Annotated in this window: 1 protein-coding gene; it reads right to left on the bottom strand. The window is 68.3% G+C overall.

Going from position 1 to position 2,426, the window contains the following annotated elements; translation table 11 throughout:
* Nucleotides 1-2,426 (bottom strand): RHS repeat-associated core domain-containing protein (locus LQV45_RS25925; protein WP_290370319.1); only part of this gene is annotated, 2,426 nt, incomplete at both ends.

Here is a 2,426-nt window from a genome sequence, read left to right as displayed (position 1 = left end):
AGTCCCACGGTATTCGTCTGGTTGTAGTTAAACATGCCGTTCACAGTCCGAGGCGCAAAGTACGGCATCTGCCTTAGCGTGCTAACGCCTGTCTGGTTGAACGCCGGTATGCGCCCCACAGGTATCGCGGCAGCACCCGCTCCAAACAGGCCTGTTGCCCCGGCCTTCGCGGGGTCAATGGGATCCCCGGCGACGACGTTCTCCAGCATCGAACCTGTTCCCGCACCAACGCCACTGATGGCCATCGTTCCGGCCTTGGCAACCACGCCGGTCGACGACAATGACATCCCTCTGGCGAGGCTGCCGCCGGCCGGCCCCGCGAGGCCGCCTACGGCACCGGCGAAGCCACCACCAGCGATCTTGCCCGCAAAGTCCCAGCCGTTATTGATGCGCCCGCCTTTCTGATAAAGGTAGCTCGCGGCACTTGCACCCGCACCGACGACCCCGTTGGCGCCAGCACTTACTCCGAGCGCTGCTGCAGCCTGTCCGGCCGGCGCACCCGCGAGGACGCCCCTAGTCCACATGGCCGCGCCGCCACCTGCAGCACCGGTAGCCGCGCCTATCGCGGTGTTGCCGAGGACCGACCACCAGTCGACCGAACCCTTCTGCGATTTCTGGGAAAAGACCGAGAGGCCACCCGAGCTCAATGCCCCGGCGATAGCTCCTGCCGCGATGATGTTGAGCCCCGGCACGAACAATGCAGCAACGCCAGCGGCCACGGCGAGTCCCGCAACGACGTACTCCCAGTGGCTCCCGGCCGATTTGTCGTAGGCCTTCAGCTCGTCATCAGTGAGCGGACGCAGCCCGGTGGGGTCGGTGGTGTTGAGGGGGTTATTGCCGGCGTAGGCGTAGGGGTTGCCGTCCCAGCCCGCGCCGAGGACGGGGGAGAGAGGATCGGTGGAGAGGAAACCTCGAGTAGCGGGGTCGTACGCACGTGCCCCGAGCCACTCCAGGCCAGCGATGTCCAGGCCGCCGTTGCCGGTCAGAGTGATCCCGGCGGGCAGCACACCGGCCAGCCCGGACACCGAACCCAAACCAGCGGCACCACCAACGGCAGTGCCACCCGGACCCGGGCCAGGGACTGCCGGCGCGCCGATGACGGCCCAGGGGTCGGACTGGTCGGTGGGGCGGGCGGCCCGCCAGCCCGGCGCGATCCAGGCGTCCTCGATACCGGTGACACCACCAGGCAACGAAAGGACCTGTTGACCGCCGAAGCCGGCCAGGGTGGGGATGGGGGTGGCGGTGTCCCACCACAGCTCCGACCCATCAACGGCAGCCAGCTCGCCGAGGGCGTCCACCCACAGCTCATGCCGGGAGGTTTCCATGCCGTCGGGCGTGCGGTCGGCAACGCTCTTCAGCTGGCCGCTCTGACCCCACGAGTACTCGGTCCAGGACCCGTCCGGGTGGATGAGCCGGGTGCGGCGGCCCAGGCCGTCATGAACATACTCAGTCCGTGAATCGTCAGCGTCCGTGACGGCGAGGAGCTGTCCAGCGGCGTCGTACTCATAGACCCGGGAGCCACCCGGCGTGGATTCCCGGATAAGGCGCCCGCCGGCGTCGTACATCCACTCGGAGACCGCAGAGGGAAGCCACGGCTCCCCGTTCCGGGTGGTGGCGGCCGAGACCATTTGGCCGGCCCCGTCATACCCGTACTGGGTCACAGTACCGGCGCGGGTCAGGGCCGTGATCCGGCCGTCCTCGTCCCGGCCGATCAGGGTGACATCGGTCGAGAGCGGGTCAGAACGGTCCGTGCGGCTGTGCTCGGACAGGCTCCCGTAGCGGTAGGCCCATTCCTGGACCAGGTTCCCGGCAGTGGCTGCGGTGATACGCCCCGACGCATCGTGGGAGAACACGGCCTCCCCGAGCCGGGGGTTGCTGACAGCGGTCACCCGGCCTGCGGCATCCCGGACATAAGTGGTGGTGGTTCCGTGCGCGTCGGTGAAACCGGTGCGGTTCCCGTCGGCGTCGTACTTCCACGACATTCCCCGGCCGCCGCGGGTGCGGGACGCCAGCCGCCCGCAGCGGTCATACGCGAGCTCGTGCTCGACGGCCAGCCCGTCAGCGCCCGTGTAATCGGTAATGATTACGCGGCGGCGGATCAGGTCGCGTTCGACGCCGGCAATGGGCTTCCCGTCGAACGAGGTGGAGGATTCCCGGCCGGCCCGGTCATACGTCCAGGTTGTGGTGTGTCCGTCCGGGTCGGTCTGGGACAGTTGCCGCCCGGCGGGATCGTAGGTGGCGGTGCTCATCCGCCCGAGCGGATCGGTGACGGAATCAACCTGGTCCGTGGCCGTGTAGGTGCGGGTGGTCACCCCGCCCAGGGGATCGGTGATCCGGACCAGGCGCCCGCGGACGTCGTACTCGAACCGGGTCCGGCCGCCCACGCCGTTGACGGTCTCGGTCAGTTCCCCGGCGGTGTTGTATTT

It is taken from the genome of Microbacterium sp. Bi128, from assembly GCF_918698205.1.
This window is presented reverse-complemented; position numbering and strand designations above follow the sequence as displayed.